Below are 15,295 nucleotides of genomic sequence, written 5' to 3' on the forward strand. Positions count from 1 at the left end.
GTCCTGGGGACGCATGCCCCCGGACTTCCAGCCCGGGGAATTCCGCTTCACCCCCGAGCGCCGCGGCCCGCGCGAGGCGCCGCGATGGGCCGACGACGATCCCCGGCCCGCGCTGCGCGGGCTGATCCGCCGGCTGAACGAACAATTGGCGGACGGCACGCGGGTGGCCCTCTCCCGCGGGCCCGAACCAGCCCTGTTCATTTCCCTCAACCCGGCTGTCGGCAACGACGACGAGCCGGTGATGCGCTCATGGCTGGTGATATCCCTGGAGCGCATCAATCCTCCGGTCCGCACGCCCCTGGTCGTCATGTGGCTGGGGGGACTCGGGGCGATCCTATTGCTGGCCGCCTGGTTCTCCTGGCACATCACCCGCCCCATTACTTCGCTCGCCCACGCCGCCGACCGACTTGCCTCCGGCGCGCCGGAGCGGGTCGAACCCTCCGGCCCGCACGAGACGCGGGTGCTCGGCGAACGCTTCAACGCGATGCTGGACGCGCTGCAGGAGTCGGACCGCGTGCGCCGCACCCTGCTTGCCGGCCTGCCCCACGATCTCAAGGGGCCGCTGTCGCGGATGCGGCTGCGCACCGAAATGCTGGACGACCCGTCCGTCAAGGAGGGGCTGCGGCAGGACGCCGAAGACATGCAGCACATCGTCGACCAGTTCATCAGCTTCGTGCGAGGCACCGATCCGGCCACCTACCACTTCGCGCCCCTCGACCTGGGCGCGTGGCTGCGCGAACGCCTGCATACCTGGAAGGGCACGGGCTGCGAGGTGGAACTGACCTCGCTACAAGAAGACGTAACGGTGGCGGGCGACGCCGTCGCCCTGGGCCGGTTGGTGGACAACCTCATACACAACGCCCTCCAGCACGGCGCCCCGCCCATACACGTCGCGCTCGCCGCGCTCGATGGCCACGCCTTGCTCAGCGTGACGGACCACGGCCAGGGCATCCCGCCCGAGCGGCGCGCCGAAGCGCTCCAGCCGTTCTCGCGCCTGGATGCGGCGCGCAGCCGGACCGGCAATGTCGGGTTGGGATTGGCACTCGTGGAGGCCATCGCGCGCGCCCATGGCGGCAGCATCGCCCTGGAGCAAGCCGCGCACGGGGGCCTGAAGGTCGACGTCAGGCTGCCTCTTGCCAAGAACTGACCCCGCGGCAGGCCCTTGGGCCGTAAGGGGGAACCCTAATTATGGCAAAATCGAATAAAGGACTACTCGTCCACCCATAAAACGATGACCACACCCAATAAACCCGCCGCAGCTCCGGCCACCAACTTTCTGCGCAACATCGTCGAAGCGGACCTCGCCGCCGGACGCTATGCCGGGAAGCGCTGGGCCGGCAAACCCGGGCCGGCAGCGACGCACGCCGAAGCGCCGCTGGACCCGGCGCGCATACGCACGCGCTTTCCGCCGGAGCCGAACGGCTACCTGCACATCGGCCACGCCAAGGCCATCAGCCTGAACTTCGGGCTGGCCCGCGACTACGGCGGTGTCTGCCATTTGCGCCTGGACGACACCAACCCCGAGAAAGAAGAACAACGCTACGTCGACGCCATCGTCGACGCCGTCCGTTGGTTGGGCTATGACTGGACGGGTTTCGGCACCGAGCATTACTACCATGCGAGCGACTACTTCGACTTCATGTATGAAGCCGCCGAAGCGCTCGTCATGGCGGGCGATGCCTACGTGGACGAGCAAAGCCCGGAGGAAATCCGCGCCATGCGCGGCACCCTCACGGAGCCGGGAAAGGATTCGCCCTGGCGTTCCCGGCCCCGCGAGGAATCCCTCGCGCGCCTGCGCGAAATGCGCGACGGCAAGCATCCGGACGGCGCGATGGCGCTGCGGGCCCGCATCGACATGGCCTCGCCCAACATCAACCTGCGCGACCCGGTCCTCTATCGGATTCGTCACGCCAAGCACCACCGCACGGGCGACAAATGGTGCATCTACCCGATGTACACCTATGCGCATCCCATCGAAGATGCGCTCGAGGGCATCACGCACAGCATCTGTACGCTGGAATTCGAAGACCAGCGACCCTTCTACGACTGGCTGCTCGGCCGCCTGCGCGACCTCGGCCTGCTCGCGGATCCGCTGCCACGCCAGCATGAGTTCGCGCGCCTGAACCTGAGCTACGTGATCACCAGCAAGCGCAAGCTGGCGCAGCTGGTCAACGAGGGCCACGTCACCGGCTGGGACGACCCCCGCATGCCCACCATCTTGGGCCTGCGGCGCCGCGGCTACACCCCGGAGTCGATCCGCCTACTGTGCGAACGCACCGGCGCCTCAAAGTCCGAGTCGGTCATCGATTACTCGCTACTGGAACAAGCGCTGCGCGATGACCTCGATCCCAAGGCGCCGCGCACCGTCGCCGTCCTGCGGCCGCTCAAGCTGGTCATCACCAACTATCCCGAAGGGCAGAGCGAAGAATGCTCGGCACCGCGCCATCCCCACCATCCGGAGATGGGCCGGCGCACGTTCCCCTTTGGGCGCGAACTCTGGATCGAGCAGGAAGACTTCGCCGAGACGCCGCCCAAGGGATTCTTCCGGCTGTTCCCGGGCAACATGGTCCGGCTGAAGTACGGCTACGTCGTCAAATGCACGGGCTGCGTCAAGGACGAGTCCGGCAAAGTCGTGGAAGTCCACGCCGAATACCTGCCCGACACCCGCAGCGGCACCCCGGGTGCCGACAGCGTCAAGGTCAAGGGCAACATCACGTGGCTGTACGCGCCAACGGCCGTACCCGCCGAGATCCGCCTCTACGACCGCCTGTTCACCGACCCCAACCCCGGCGCAGGCGGCAAGGACTTCATCGAGCACCTGAACCCCAATTCGATCGAAATCGTCCAGGGCTACCTCGAACCGGGCACGGACGGCACGCCCGGCACCTCGTATCAGTTCGAGCGCTTCGGCTATTTCGTGGCCGACCGGGAAATCTCCTCCACCCTGGCGCCGGTGTTCAACCGCACGACGACCCTGCGGGACTCCTGGGGCAAGTAAACCCGCGGGGGTGCCCCCGCGGACACAACCTCTAACCCATCCTCCCGCTTGTCCCGGTAGAATCTGGACTTTGCGCAATTGCGCCTTGCGGCGCCGCCCATGGAAGCCAGTCCCGTACTCGACATCAAGAGCACCTCGCTCTACGCCATCCGCGTGGTGCTGCACACCTCCGACCTCCAGGCCGTCCTGGCCGCGCTCGATCAGCGCATGGAGGAAGCCGCCGGCTTTTTCGAAGACGAGCCGGTGGTCATCGACGCATCGCGCCTGACCGCGCCGCTCGACTGGACGCAGCTGGTCGACGCGCTCAGGCGGCACAACCTGCCCGCCATAGGCATCATGGCACCGGAGGACCTAGCCGAGTCGGCCAGGCAGGCGGGGCTGACGCTGCTGTCGCTGCCCGCCGCGCCGACGCGCTCACCGGCCGTCGAACCGACCGAGACCGCAACGACGAAAAGCGAAGCGCCAGCCTCGGCGCAAGCGCCGGCCTCGCCACCGCCCGCGGCCGAAGTCGTGATGGAAACGGTGGCCGAACAGCGGCCGGCGCCGCCGCAAGCGGTCCCGACCTTGGTGATCGAAAAGCCGCTGCGATCCGGGCAGCGCGTCTACGCCCGGCACGCGGATCTCATCGTCCTCGGCGTGGTAAGCCATGGCGCCGAAGTGATCGCCGATGGCAACATTCACGTCTATGGTCCGCTGCGGGGCAAAGCCATGGCCGGCGCGCGCGGCGACACCAAGGCGCGCATCTACACCACCCAATTCCAGGCGGAGCTGGTCGCCATCGCGGGCGTCTACCGCCCGATGACCACGGCTCTGCCCGAAATCCAGGACAAACCGGCGTTGATCCGCCTCGAAGGCGAGAAACTGCTGGTCGAACCGTTGCCCATTTAACTCGTTAAGGATCCACTCTCCATGGCACGTATCGTTGTCGTGACTTCAGGCAAAGGCGGCGTCGGAAAAACCACCACCAGCGCGAGCTTTTCGTCGGGCTTGGCCATGCGCGGACACAAGACCGCCGTGATCGATTTCGACGTGGGCCTGCGCAATCTCGACCTCATCATGGGATGCGAACGACGCGTGGTGTACGACCTGATCAACGTGATCCAAGGCGAAGCCACGCTCAACCAGGCCCTGATCCGCGACAAGCAGCTCGAGAACCTCTACATCCTGCCTGCTTCACAGACGCGCGACAAAGACGCCCTGACGCAGGAAGGCGTGGAAAAAGTCATGGAGGGCCTCAAGGAGATGGACTTCGAGTACATCGTCTGCGACTCGCCGGCGGGCATCGAGTCCGGTGCGCTGATGGCCGCCTATTTCGCGGACGACGCATTGGTCGTCACCAACCCCGAGGTCTCCTCGGTACGGGACTCCGACCGCATCCTGGGCATACTCTCGGCAAAGTCGCGGCGGGCCGTCAACGGCGAAGAGCCGGTCAAGGAACACCTGCTGCTCACCCGCTACAACGCCAAGCGCGTGGCAGAAGGCGAGATGCTCTCGCTCAAGGACGTCGAAGACATCCTGCGCATCAAGCTGATCGGCGTCATTCCCGAATCCGAGGATGTGCTGCAAGCCTCGAACCAAGGCCTGCCCGCCATTCACCTGAAAGGCACGCCGGTGGCCGAAGCGTATCAGGACGTGGTCGACCGCTATCTGGGCCAGGACAAGCCGCTGCGGTTCATCGACTATGAAAAGCCCGGCCTGTTGAAGCGTTTGTTCGGAGGGAAATAATCGATGTCCTTGCTTTCGTTTTTCCTCGGACAAAAAAAGCCGTCCTCCGCCGGTGTCGCCAAGGAACGGCTGCAAATCATCCTCGCCCACGAACGGTCGGCCTCCTCGAGTTCGTCCGACTATCTGCCCCAGCTGCAGAAAGAGCTCGTGGCCGTCATCTCCAAGTACGTCAAGATCAATCCGGACGACATCAAGGTGCACCTGGAGCGCCAGGACACGCTAGAAGTGCTGGAAGTCAAGATCGAAATGCCGTCGGCAACCTGAGCCCCCTTGCCCTGGCGCCGGCGGCATGCCGCCCTGGAGGCGCCCGCTAGGCGCCGCCGGCCGGGCGCGGCAAGGTGATGCAAACCCTTAGCCCGCCCAGCTCCGGAGCGCGGGAAAAACCGATGGTTCCCCGATAGGCTTCGACTAGGTCGCGCGCGATCGCCAGGCCGAAGCCGGTTCCGGGACGGGATTCGTCCCAGCGCCTTCCGCGCTCGATGCGCACCGCCTCGTCTTCGGGCAAGCCCGGGCCGTCGTCCTCGATGGTCAACATCCACGCGGCACGGCTTGACTCCCGGGCCGTCACGCGCACGTGTCCGCGAGCCCATTTGCGCGCGTTGTCGAGCAGGTTGCCGAGCAGCTCCGTCAGGTCGCCCTCGTCTCCGGCGAAACGCAGGTCAGGCGCGACGTCTTCTTCCCAATCGAGCGCCTGCGCCCCCGGCAGCGTCTGGATGGCGCGCAAGGTCTTGCGCACGGCGTCGGCCACCACGGTGGAGCGATTCCCCAAGGCCGCCGCCATGCCCGCTCGGGCCCGCGCTAGCGTCCGGTCCACCTGGCGACGCATGGCGTTGACCTGTTCTTCGATGTCGTCCGCCAGGGCGTCCCTGCCCTCCGCGCGGGCCCGCCGCGCGGCGGCGCCCATGACCGCGAGCGGCGTCTTGAGGCCGTGCGCGAGGTCCCCGGCCTGCGTTTGTGCGCGTTCGAGCGAGGCATCATGGAACGCGATCATCCGGTTCAGCTCGTCCACGACCGGTTGGACCTCATCCGGCACATCCCGCGGCAGCTCCCGGGTGCGCCCGCTGCGCACCGCCTGCAGGTGGGCGCGCAAATCGCGGAACGGACGCAGGGCGAGGTGAATGAAGCCGGCCATCGCGAGGATGAGCAGCAGCCCGAGCCCGGCCAGCGAAGGAACCAGCAGGCTCAGGAAGGTACGGCGCTCGGCCTGCAGGTCTGCCCGGTCGAGGGCCACCAATAAGTGCACCGTGGCCCCGGTAGCGCTGTCATCGAGCGCGATGGTCCGCTCCGCCGAAAGCAGCTGCGAGCCTTCAGGCCCGGCCACCTTGCCAATGGTGACGGGCCGCGCGGGATCGGCCGCCAGCGTGGGCAGGACCGTGTCCCACAGGGACCGTGACCGCAATTGCTGGTTGTCCGGGCCGTCGATTTGCCAGTACAGCCCGCTGTACGGCTGTTCGAACCGAGGATCAGACGGTGCGGCCTCGAGCGAGAGGACGCCGCCCGCATCCACGCGCACCTGCCCGGCCAGCGTCTTTAGATACAGATCGAGTTCGGCCACGGCGCGACGCTCCATCTGCCGGTCGAAGATCAGCGTCAGTCCGACCCCGCCCGCGGCCAGCGCGAGCAGGATCATTAACGCCGCGGCGCAGCTCAGCCTGACGAGCAGCGACCGGCGGCTCATCGCGTGCTGTCGGGAATCAGGTAACCGTGGCCGCGGCGCGTCTCGATGAGATCCACGCCCAATTTGCGACGCAGGCGCGCCACCAGCGCTTCGATGGCGTTGACGTCGCGATCGCTTCCGGCTTCGTAGACGTGTTCAATGAGTTCGCTCTGCGACAACACCCGCCCGGGATGGTGCAGGAAATACGCCAGGAGCCGGTACTCCAAGGAAGACAGCGTCATGGCCGATCCATGGACGGTCACCATGCGGGTACGCGTATCGACCTCCACCGGGCCGGCACGCAGGATCGCCGAGGACTGGCCGGCCGCGCGCCGGATGATGGCCCGCAGGCGCGCGAGCAGTTCTTCCATCTGGAACGGCTTGGCTAGGTAATCATCCGCCCCGGCGTCGATGCCCTCGACCTTGTCGCGCCAGCCGTCGCGCGCCGTCAGGATGAGAATGGGCGTGGTGATGTCGGCCGCGCGCAACCGCTTCAGCACGGTGAGCCCGTCGAGCTTGGGCAGCCCGAGATCCAGCACGATGGCGTCGTACTCCTCGGTACCGGCGCGAAACCAGGCGCTCTCGCCGTCTTCGGCATGATCCACCGCGTAATGCGCCCGCTCCAGCCCCGCCCGGATGTCCGCCGCAATGCGGGGCTCGTCTTCCACTACGAGAATGCGCATGACCTATTTGATCTTGAGAATTTCCAGGGTGCGGGCATCGATTTCCAGCTTCTTGCGGCGTCCGCTCGAAGGCAGCACCTTGACTTCGTACACCCAGATGCCGTCTTCCCGCTCGAGTTCGATCTCAATGATATCGCCCGGCACCCGCTCGCGCACGACGCGCAAGACTTGGGACAACGGCCGGATCTCCCCCTGCACCAACGCCGCCCGGGCGCAGTCTTGGTCGTTCTTGCACGATTCGTCGCGCGCATGGGCCAACATAGCCGGGCAGGCGAGCGCCGCCGCCAGCATGGGCGCGGCCAGGCGCGGCGCGAACCGCGGGCGGCGGGGGAAGAAAGTCGCAAACATGGGAGGCACACTAACAGGCGCTGCCTGATAAGACGCTGACATCGGCGGTCAGGGAAACGGGGCGAGCTGCGACTATGCTTCGAGCCATCGTCAACGAATCATCCTGAGGACCACCATGCGCGTGTTGCCTGCCTTCATCATCGCCTTTGCCGCCACTGCCGCCGCCAGCCCCGCTGCCTACGCGGCCGACAAATGCGAATACGTGCCCCGCGAGCGTTGGATCCCCATTGACCAGGCCATCCGCAAGGCGGAAGAACTGGGCTACGAGGTGCGGGAAGTCGAGCCCGACGACGGCTGCTGGGAAGTCGAGGGTTTCGACAAGAACGGCGCCAAGATCAAGCTCTACATCCATCCGGTGACCGGAGAAGTGGTCCGGCCCGAAGAATGGCTGCCCCGCCGCCCCCGCGGCCGGAACTAATGGACCGCAGATCCCTTCCGCAGACCCTCGCACCGAGGAGCGATGCCGTGAACCAGTCCGTATTCTCCGATGGCGCCGCAACCCAATGCGGCGCGGGCGACGACGCCCCAGGCACCATAGGCGCCGACAGCCGCCTGCGCCACCGCATCGAATCGGCCTTGAACGAGCTGTGCAAGGCACGTGAGCGGCAGTTCGGCTATGCAGCGCAAGGCGCCGTCGTGGCCGCGCTCAAGCGGGATTTCGGCATTGCCCCCCACCTGCCCTGGACGGAAATCTGGAACTGGCCCGCCAGCCGTGCGGACGAAATCCTCAACTACCTGAGCGGCCGCTACGCGGAGACGATCGGCCGCCCCGCCGCCGGCCTTCAGCGCAGCGCGTAGTGCACCATCCGCGTCAGCGGGGCCTCCAGGCCGTGCTGTATGCGGGGGGGCAGGTTGAGGGGCTTGAGGAACATCTTCACGCTCATGTCCGGGCTCACGTTGCGCTGCACCAAACGCCGGCACGCCGCATGGATGCGGTCGATGGCGGCCTTGTCGTTGGCTTGCCCGGGATGCCGGTGATTGAACACATGGCGGATGGAGCACTCGGCATCGTCGTTGCGGATCTCCAGCAACCGCCGCACCAGCGCCCGCAGCACCTTCATCCGGCCGTTGCCTTCCTGGGCGTTATACCGATTGAAGTACAGGTAGAAGTATTTGTAGTGGCGGACTTCGTCCGTCCGGATGTGGGTGGTGATCTCGCGCAACACCGGCTCGGGCGCGTACGCGGCCAGGCTGCGGTACAACGACGCCGTCCCCATTTCCACCACGCAGCGGGCCGCCAGTTCCAGCGCCTTGGTGGGCTCGAACTCCTCCAGCGTACAGCGCTGGGAATACTCGCTGAAAAAACTGTCGAACGCGCTTTGCCAATCGAAGTCGGGCCAGACGTGCTCGATGTACGCACGCAAGGCGCGGCCGTGCTGTAATTCCTCCGGCTCCCAACGCGACCCTAGCCAGCCGGCCACGTCCGGGTCGTCCTGGTAATATTCGATGAGGTTGCGCGTGTAGAGGTCCGACCCACTCTCGATGAACGAAGCGCTGCAAAGCAGGAAAAACAGCGCCTCGTCCGACTCGACCAAGCTCGGGTCGATGCGCGACAGATCGATGTCTTCTAGCCGCCAGGGCATCGCAGTAGCAACAGCGTCCACCGAAATTTCTCCGAGTTCGCAGTCCTTGCAGGATAAACCTAATCGAGGCGAGATTCGAGTCCCTCCAGGCTTTTCGGAGGTGCATCCCCGACGTTACTTTGTGTAATGCTTGTCGAGTTCGTTCACAGACATCGCCGGGCGATTCTGTCACTGTTATTCCAAGCCGCGGCGCGCTGGCCGCGCCGCATACCTCACACATTCAGGGAGTCACCTCATGAACGCGAAACGATTTGCCCAACTGATGATCGGTGCCGCCCTCGTGGTCGCGGCAACCGGGTGTTCCACCTGGGACAGCATGTCCGGCCGCGAAAAGAGCGCGGTCGTCGGCGCCGGACTGGGCGGCGTGGCAGGTGCTGCCATCTCTGACGGCGGCATCCTGGGCACCGTGGGCGGCGCCGCGATAGGCGGCGTCGTCGGCGACCAGGTCGGCAAGCGCCGCTAAAGGGGCAGCCTGCCCCAAGGCAAACAGCCCCGGTCCGAAAGGACCGGGGCTGTTGCGTTTTTGCGAAAGATGTATCAAGCCTGCGCCGGCAACCCTACTCGGGCAGGATGTTGGCGGCCTTGGTGACCTCGGCCCACTTGGCGTATTCCGCCTTGGACAAATCCCCCAGTTCCCGGGAGCTCATGGGCCGCGGCGTCATGCCCTGTTTGAGCATGGTGGCCCGCACCTCCGGGTGCTCCAGCAGGCGGTTGAAGGCGGCGTTGTAGCGCGTGACCAGATCGGGGCTCATGCCGCGCGGCCCCCAGACGGCGTACCAGGCGTCGGCGTCGTAGTTCGGCACGCCCACCGTGGCCAGCGGGGGGATGGCGGGATAGGCGGCATCCTGCTCGCGGCGCGAGGCCCCGAGGATGACCAGGCGCTTTTCCTGCTGGTGCGGCACGGCCACGTGCATGGGCTGGAACATCGCCTTGATATGGCCCGCCAGCAGGTCGGTGGTAGCGCCCGCCGACCCTTTGTACGGCACGTGCACCATGTTCAGCCCCAGCTGGGCCACCAGCATTTCCATGCACAAGTGATGGAAGGTTCCCTTGCCCGGCGAGCCGTAGTTGACCGTGCCGGGATGGCGCTTGACGTAATCGATGAACTCCTTGGCGGTGTTCACGCCGAGCGAGGGATGTACGCACAACGCGAAGTTGGTCGAACCCAGCATTGCGAGCGGCGTAAAGCTTTCGATGACGTCGAACGGCACCGATGCGTAAACCAGCGGCAGCGTCAGCGCCGTATTCGTGCTGAACGCGATGGTATGGCCGTCGGGCGGCGCCTTGGCCACCGCGGCAAGGCCGATGATGCCGGAGGCCCCGGGCTTGTTCTCCACCACGAACGTGCGGCCCGATTGCTCGGCCAGCTTGGGCGAGAACAGCCGCGCGCACAGGTCGGGGGTGGTGCCCGGTGTGAAGGGAACGATGACCTGGACGGTCTTGTCGGACAGGCCCAGGGTGTCCTGGGCCGCGGGCAGGCGCCCCGGCAGCAGCGCGCCCGCGGCCAGGGCGGCGATGAAGGTCCGTCGCTCGGGACGGTGTGCGGCATCTTGCATAGCGGTCTCCTCTCTCGTTATGTCTATTTGGGCGCCCGGCCTACTGGATTTCGTTGGCCCGGCGCACGCTGGCGATCATGGATGAATTGATGAGGAACTGCCGGTGCGCCTGCCGGTCGGCCACGGTGGCACGAAGTTCGTCCAGGCGCTGCTTGCGCACCTTGGGATCCCGCTCCTCCAGGAGGCGCTTGTTCCGTATGGTGATGGCCTGCACGTATTCCACGTTGACCGTATGGCGCTGCCGGTGGTAGCGGTCCAGCAGGTCGTCCGGCGCACCATGCAGCATGACTTGCGCAAGCTTTTCCGTCAGGTTCATGGCGTCGTGGATGCCGCTGTTCAGCCCCATCCCACCCAGGGGATTGTTCACATGGGCGGCATCGCCGGCCAAGAACACCCGGCGGTCGCGGAACTCCTTGGCCACGCGCTGGTGGACCCGGTAAATGCTCTTGTACGGAATGTCGTACTCGCGCTCCGGCGACAGGAAGCCCTGGACCTTGCTCTGTACGAAGGGCATCGACAGCACCTCGTTTTCGTCCATTTCCGGCCCGATGGGGAACGCGATGCGCCAGATGGGGGGCGGTCCGTCGTGCGGCTGGATGAAAATGGCGACCCATTCGTCAGGATCGGCGATGTAGGCGTTGCCCGTATAGCCCTCTGCGCGCAGGTCATAGCGGGTGGCGCAGACGAGGAAGCGTTCGGGCCAGGTGAAGCCCTCGAATTCCGTCCCCATGGTCTTGCGCACGATGCTGTGCGCGCCGTCGGCGCCAATGAGATAGCTGGCGCGGATCTCTTCCGTCCCGCCGGGGCCTTGGACGCGCACGGTGACCCCGTCGTCGTCCTGTTCATAACCCAGGCACTGGTGCGAGAAGAGTACCCGTGCATTGCTGTGTTCCCGCAGCGCCTCGGCCACGATGCTGGACAGCTTGTGCTGTTCGACGTGGAGCCGGAACGGGTAAGGCGTCAGGTCTGCGATGAGGTTCAGGTCGAACTGCGCGACCAGCCCTTCCTTGCGGTCGCGCACCTGCCACTCAGGCACCCGCAACCCGCGGCTGCGCAAGGTTTCGCCCACGCCCAGCGTGTCGAGCATCTCCACGGTGGGTGGGTGAAAGGTGCCGGCACGCAGGTCCTGGGGAATGTGGTCCTCTTTTTCGAGGATGACGACGTCCACCCCCTTCTGTGCGAGCGAGAGGGCGGCGACCAGGCCGACGGGACCGGCTCCGGAAATGACGACGGGATGCTGTTGCATGACTCGGTTCTAGTATTGGAAAGGATTCGGAAACCGCCCGCGCGGGACGAGGCGAACGGCGCCGCGCCGGGCTCTCGGAGCCGGCGCGCGTCAGTCGCGGCTTTCGCGCCACAGGCCCAGCACTTCCTGCACGGGCCGGTCGGAAAAACTGAACAGGATCGCGTCCTCGCGGGCCGCCAGCCGGTGCGCTGCCCAGCTGGGAATGACGAAAACGTCGTTCGGCTCGGCCTCGAATGTCCGGTCGTCCAAGATCACCTCCACCCGCCCTTCCAGCACGGCGAACACCGTGCCCGACGAACACCGGTAAGGCGCCGTGGAGAACCCTTTGGGCAGCAGCTGTGCGAACGCACCCATGGTCGGCATGGGGGACCGGCCCGTGAGGGGGTCGACGTAGCGCAGCTTGTAGCCGAGGTGCGGGTCGGGCGCGCCGGCGGTTTGCATGCCCATCAGCGATGCGCGCGTGCGCTCGTAGGGATAGCAGAACAGCGGCGAGGCCCGGTTGGCGGTCGGGGTCCAGTCCACGGGGGCGAGGCCGTTCCCGTAGCGCAGCAGGCTGTCGCCCACCGGGCGCCTGAGCTCCTGCCGGTCGGCCGGAGAGGACTCCGCAAAGCTGGCGTCCAGCGCGGCCACCAATTGCACGTCCAGCCCGTCCAGCCAGATCATGGGCCCATTGCTTTCGTTGCCGTGGTCGTGCCAGGTCCAGGACGGCGTGGTGACGAAGTCGCCGCGCCGCATGATGGTCTTCTCGCCGTCCACCGACGTATAGGCCCCGTCGCCCTCCAGGATCAGCCGCAGCGCGGCCTGGCTATGGCGATGCGCGCGCGCGACCTCCCCCGGCAGGATGGCCTGCAGGCCGGCGTAAAGCGAAGTCGTGATCGCCGCCTTGCCACGCAGGCCGGGGTTCTCGAGGATGAGGACGCGGCGCTCGGCCTCCTCGGCGGTAATCAGCTCGGTGGCCTCGGTCAGATAAGGCCGCACCTTGGCGTACGACCAGTGTGCCGGCTGGCAATCGGAGCGCGGCGTGCGCGTGACGAGGTTGTGTAGCTGCTCCCACAGCGGCGCGAGGTTATCCGCGCCGATGCGGGCGTAGAACGCTTCGCGGGCTGCCCTGTCGGCGACGGGCGCGTGCATTTGGCTCGGATGGTTCATGTGTCTCCCCTGCCCTCGGCCGCCTAGCGCACGGCCACGTCCATTTCGCCCAGCCCTTGGATGCGGGCGTGCATGACGTCGCCGGGCTTCACGGTATTCACCCCCTCGGGCGTGCCCGTCAGGATGACGTCGCCGGGATACAGCGTATAGACGTGCGATGCCACCTCGATCAGCTCCGCAACGCCGGTGATCAAATCGCGCGTATTCGCGCGCTGCCGCGGCTCGCCGTTCACCTCGATGGAGAAATCGAGATTGCCCGGGTCGGCGATCTCGTCCGCCGTCACCAGGTAGGGCCCCAGCACCGTATAGGTGTCCGCCGATTTGCGGTAACTGCGGTCTTCGGTGCCGCGGACGGTCATGTCCAGGCCGATGCAATATCCCGCGACGTAGGACATGGCATCGGCCGCCGCGACGTCCTTGGCGCGGCGCCCGATCACCACCGCCAGCTCCACTTCGTGGTCGTTGCGGCGGCCGGGGAACGCGATCTTCACGCCTTCGCCGGCACCCACCACGGAAGTCGCCGCCTTCAGGAACACCCCGAACTTTGCGACCGGGCTCTTGAACCCCTCGTAGTGGGCGATGTGCACGTTGTTGTGGATCTGGGCATCGGCCAGGGATTCATCCACGTGGGCGTGGTAGTTCAGCGGTGCAGCGATGACCTTCGACGGCGTGGCGACGGGACTCAGCAGCCTGACCTCGGAAAGGCGCCGGGACGACGCGCCCGCCTTGGCGGCCTGGATCGCGGGCTTCAGCTCCTCCAGGCGTTCGATGAACAAATCCCCCGGCGGCACCGGCCAAGCCAGCGCGGGCAAACGGTCCTTCACGGCGGTCACGTCGTAGACGAGATCCCCTTCAACCAGGCCGATCCGGCCTTCGTCGTAGCGGCAAATCTTCATTCGGTCTCCCGGGCCTGCCCCATGGCAGGCGTTCTTAATTTTTGAGCATGCTCAATTTTAGGCACGAGAGACCGGCCGGTCAAGGCAAGGTCGCGGCCGGTGTCGCGAAATGCCGCCAACCACGCCGATACTCTTCCCTCTAGTCGACTTCGATGCTAGATTACAAATAAAAACAGTTGTAACATCAGGTCGCTTACTTGCGATTATTTCAAGAATGGGGGAAACACATGAGAAGCACGTGGCAATTGGCTTGTGGATTGGGAATCGCCGCTATCTTGACGGCCTGTGGGGGGAGGAAGCGGCAGCAAGCCGGAGCCGACGCCGAAGCTGACCTCGGAACAAATTCACCAATACTCTAGCCATTCGCTGTTCGCCGGCCTGCTCGTTCAATCGCCTGCCGTACTCATGTCATCCCTCGCGCTGGAGTACGCCGAATATCGCCACTCTCCCCTCGGCGAAGACGAGCCGCCCCGCCCATCGGTGGATGAATTCCCGTGCGACCACGGCGGATCCGTCCAGGCCCGGTACACGCCCGTCGACCCGGGCAACGAAGGGATTGCGGTGGGCGACGAGGTCCGGTTCGCCTTCAAGCAATGCCGCCAAGAGTTCGAAGGGTTCGGCATCGCGATATTCGACGACGACGAGGAAGACGATATCGTCACCATCAATGGTGGGGTCCGGGTCGTCATCACCGAGTTCAACGTGCCGGAGCTCTTCGGCAAAGTCGCCTCGGCGCCCGCCCAAGAAGGCTTCGTCATGTCCAAAGCCCTGAAAGCCTTAAAAAACGCGGAACAAACCGTGTCCGTCGGTACGCGGGTGGCTTATTCCGCCTTGCAAATCGGCGACGGCGAGGAGGTCGATGCGACCGATACGCAGTTCGACGGAGTCATGCGCGCCCGCTTCTCCACTGTCATCCCCGATGATGAGCCCGCCATCATCGCGAAAATGGACGGCGACACGGAGACGCTCCTCGTCAGCGTTGCCACCAGCCAAGAGGGCGGGGAATCGCTCAAAGTTTCCTTCGAGGAAGACGGCAAAGGCTATACCCAGACCGTCACCGAGTTCCGCGGCGAAATGGACCTCCACTGCCTCTGCAGCGACAGCGGCGACTCCATCCGCCATACGATCAACGAGCTGGCCTACGCCAACACGGGCAGCGATCCCGAGCTGGGCGACGACTTCTCCTACACTCTCCAGCTTGAGGAGCCTATCGTCATCGATGATTTCGAACTGGGGTTCAGCTCCGGCAAGATGCTGACCAAGGCCAGCGGCGAAGACATCAGCACGGTGTTCTCCATCTCCGGGGAACAAGGCAACGTGGCCATCCAGTCGACCGGCGGTGCCACCTGGTCCGGCAGCTTCGCCGAGTATCTGGACTTCGTGATCGACTGAGCCTGAACGGCTAGCCTCCTTCGGAGGGTGGGCCGGCCCGCACGCCCGCCCCCCCATAACAA

The 15,295-nt window shown here is 65.7% G+C and carries 17 protein-coding genes; 9 read left to right on the forward strand and 8 right to left on the reverse strand.

The genetic code is table 11. The features are described 5' to 3' along the window. The 5 genes from IRZ12_RS08595 to minE all read left to right on the forward strand — a co-directional run. Positions 1-1,147 (forward strand): ATP-binding protein (locus IRZ12_RS08595; protein ID WP_296467235.1); only part of this gene is annotated, 1,147 nt, incomplete at its 5' end. Between the two features lie 84 nt (positions 1,148-1,231). After that, positions 1,232-2,998: a glutamine--tRNA ligase/YqeY domain fusion protein gene (locus IRZ12_RS08600; protein ID WP_296467237.1), complete on the forward strand. Its 1,767-nt coding sequence runs from the start codon at positions 1,232-1,234 to the stop codon at positions 2,996-2,998. Between the two features lie 99 nt (positions 2,999-3,097). Next, the gene (gene minC / locus IRZ12_RS08605; RefSeq protein WP_296467240.1) at positions 3,098-3,886 is read left to right on the forward strand and encodes a septum site-determining protein MinC; all 789 of its coding nucleotides are present in this window, start codon (positions 3,098-3,100) and stop codon (positions 3,884-3,886) included. 21 nt (positions 3,887-3,907) lie between these two features. Next, positions 3,908-4,723 (forward strand): septum site-determining protein MinD, encoded by an 816-nt coding sequence (minD, locus tag IRZ12_RS08610; RefSeq protein ID WP_296467242.1) that lies wholly within the window; start codon positions 3,908-3,910, stop codon positions 4,721-4,723. Between the two features lie 3 nt (positions 4,724-4,726). Continuing rightward, complete coding sequence (minE, locus tag IRZ12_RS08615; RefSeq protein WP_296467245.1) at positions 4,727-4,987, forward strand: cell division topological specificity factor MinE; 261 nt, start codon at positions 4,727-4,729, stop codon at positions 4,985-4,987. Between the two features lie 46 nt (positions 4,988-5,033). Here the strand turns inward: minE and IRZ12_RS08620 are convergent, their stop codons facing one another. From IRZ12_RS08620 to IRZ12_RS08630, 3 genes are read right to left on the reverse strand one after another with little or no spacing between them, the layout of a single operon-like run. Next, positions 5,034-6,401 (reverse strand): HAMP domain-containing sensor histidine kinase, encoded by a 1,368-nt coding sequence (locus IRZ12_RS08620; RefSeq protein WP_296467248.1) that lies wholly within the window; start codon positions 6,399-6,401, stop codon positions 5,034-5,036. Continuing rightward, a complete protein-coding gene (locus IRZ12_RS08625) occupies positions 6,398-7,063 on the reverse strand; it encodes a response regulator transcription factor (RefSeq protein ID WP_296467252.1) in 666 nt (221 codons plus the stop codon). Before IRZ12_RS08625 ends, IRZ12_RS08620 begins: the two co-directional genes overlap by 4 nt. Positions 7,064-7,066: 3 nt before the next feature. Beyond that, positions 7,067-7,411 (reverse strand): PepSY domain-containing protein, encoded by a 345-nt coding sequence (locus tag IRZ12_RS08630; RefSeq protein ID WP_296467255.1) that lies wholly within the window; start codon positions 7,409-7,411, stop codon positions 7,067-7,069. A 115-nt stretch (positions 7,412-7,526) separates the two neighbouring features. Here IRZ12_RS08630 and IRZ12_RS08635 point away from each other — a divergent pair, with 115 nt between their 5' ends. Beyond that, complete coding sequence (locus tag IRZ12_RS08635) at positions 7,527-7,829, forward strand: PepSY domain-containing protein (RefSeq protein WP_296467258.1); 303 nt, start codon at positions 7,527-7,529, stop codon at positions 7,827-7,829. 47 nt (positions 7,830-7,876) lie between these two features. Beyond that, the gene (locus IRZ12_RS08640; RefSeq protein ID WP_296467263.1) at positions 7,877-8,209 is read left to right on the forward strand and encodes a hypothetical protein; all 333 of its coding nucleotides are present in this window, start codon (positions 7,877-7,879) and stop codon (positions 8,207-8,209) included. On the opposite strand, the gene IRZ12_RS08645 is transcribed toward IRZ12_RS08640, so the two are convergent. Further along, complete coding sequence (locus IRZ12_RS08645) at positions 8,194-8,994, reverse strand: ferritin-like domain-containing protein (RefSeq protein WP_296467283.1); 801 nt, start codon at positions 8,992-8,994, stop codon at positions 8,194-8,196. The two genes, IRZ12_RS08640 and IRZ12_RS08645, sit on opposite strands and share 16 nt — an antisense overlap. A 262-nt stretch (positions 8,995-9,256) precedes the next feature. Between IRZ12_RS08645 and IRZ12_RS08650 the strand changes: the two genes are divergently transcribed. Then, positions 9,257-9,457, forward strand: coding sequence for a glycine zipper 2TM domain-containing protein (locus IRZ12_RS08650; RefSeq protein WP_296467286.1), 201 nt, complete (start codon positions 9,257-9,259; stop codon positions 9,455-9,457). Positions 9,458-9,551: 94 nt separating this feature from the next. Here IRZ12_RS08650 and IRZ12_RS08655 read toward each other — a convergent pair whose 3' ends face one another. The 4 genes from IRZ12_RS08655 to IRZ12_RS08670 all read right to left on the reverse strand — a co-directional run bounded on the left by IRZ12_RS08655 (position 9,552) and on the right by IRZ12_RS08670 (position 13,841). Continuing rightward, positions 9,552-10,550 (reverse strand): tripartite tricarboxylate transporter substrate binding protein, encoded by a 999-nt coding sequence (locus IRZ12_RS08655; RefSeq protein ID WP_296467266.1) that lies wholly within the window; start codon positions 10,548-10,550, stop codon positions 9,552-9,554. A 40-nt stretch (positions 10,551-10,590) separates the two neighbouring features. Beyond that, complete coding sequence (locus tag IRZ12_RS08660; protein ID WP_296467269.1) at positions 10,591-11,796, reverse strand: NAD(P)/FAD-dependent oxidoreductase; 1,206 nt, start codon at positions 11,794-11,796, stop codon at positions 10,591-10,593. A 90-nt stretch (positions 11,797-11,886) separates the two neighbouring features. Beyond that, positions 11,887-12,945: a gentisate 1,2-dioxygenase gene (gtdA, locus tag IRZ12_RS08665; protein ID WP_296467275.1), complete on the reverse strand. Its 1,059-nt coding sequence runs from the start codon at positions 12,943-12,945 to the stop codon at positions 11,887-11,889. Between the two features lie 23 nt (positions 12,946-12,968). Beyond that, a complete protein-coding gene (locus IRZ12_RS08670) occupies positions 12,969-13,841 on the reverse strand; it encodes a fumarylacetoacetate hydrolase family protein (protein WP_296467279.1) in 873 nt (290 codons plus the stop codon). 405 nt (positions 13,842-14,246) lie between these two features. Here IRZ12_RS08670 and IRZ12_RS08675 point away from each other — a divergent pair, with 405 nt between their 5' ends. Continuing rightward, positions 14,247-15,233, forward strand: coding sequence for a hypothetical protein (locus IRZ12_RS08675; RefSeq protein WP_296467281.1), 987 nt, complete (start codon positions 14,247-14,249; stop codon positions 15,231-15,233). The last annotated feature ends 62 nt before the right edge of the window (positions 15,234-15,295 follow it).

The sequence above is a fragment of the Pigmentiphaga sp. genome (genome assembly GCF_019689535.1).
Classification (GTDB): domain Bacteria; phylum Pseudomonadota; class Gammaproteobacteria; order Burkholderiales; family Burkholderiaceae_B; genus Pigmentiphaga.